The 810-nt window shown below is 36.5% G+C and carries 1 pseudogene; it reads right to left on the bottom strand.

What is annotated here, in order from left to right:
- Positions 1-54: 54 nt before the first annotated feature.
- Positions 55-736 (bottom strand): annotated as a pseudogene (locus tag DIZ30_RS12600) (IS6-like element IS1216 family transposase).
- Between the last annotated feature and the right edge of the window lie 74 nt (positions 737-810).

Here is an 810-nt window from a genome sequence, read left to right as displayed (position 1 = left end):
GGTTCTGTTGCAAAGTTTTAAATAAAGAATAAAATCCCTTACGGTATCTATGATTTAAGCTGGGATTCCCAATAATACCTTGATTTCAGTACAGACCGAAAACCCGAAGAGAGTGCCTTCTTTTCGGGTTTTCTTATATAATCCTCGAATGGCTTCCATGCCTTTAATCGTGGTAGAGGCAGTGCGTAAACTTCGATAGAATTTATTGCGTCTCTTTACTGGACGATGGTCTTGTTCAATCAAATTATTCAGGTATTTAATGGTACGATGTTCTGTCCCTTGATAAAAGCCGTATTCTTTTAGTTTCTTAAAGGCACTTGTAATAGAGGGGGGCTTTATCTGTGACTACAACCTTCGGTTCATCAAACTGCTTCACTAACCGCTTAAGAAAAGCATAGGCTGCTTGTGTGTCCCGTTTTTTACGTAACCAAATATCCAAGGTTAAACCATCTGCATCGATGGCTCGATACAAATAATGTCATTTTCCTTTAATTTTGATGTACGTTTCATCCATTTTCCATGAATAAAAGGATTTTTTATTTTTCTTTTTCCAAATTTGATAGAGTAGTTTGCCATATTCTTGCACCCAACGATAAATCGTCGTATGAGAAACGTTAATGCCACGATCATATAAGATTTCTTGAACTTCACGATAGCTAAGGTTATAACGAAGATAGTAGCCCACGGCTACAATAATCACATCCTGCTGAAATTGCTTTCCTTTAAAATGACTCATCGTCATTCCTCCTGCTATCTTTTTCTATTATTCTACCTTATCTGATAGTAGATTTAAAACTTTGCAACAGAACC

The sequence above is a fragment of the Enterococcus sp. H57 genome, from assembly GCF_003112495.1.
Classification (GTDB): Bacteria; Bacillota; Bacilli; order Lactobacillales; family Enterococcaceae; genus Enterococcus_B; species Enterococcus_B faecium.
The sequence above is the reverse complement of the archived record's forward strand: the minus strand, read 5'-3'. Positions and strand labels throughout refer to the sequence as shown.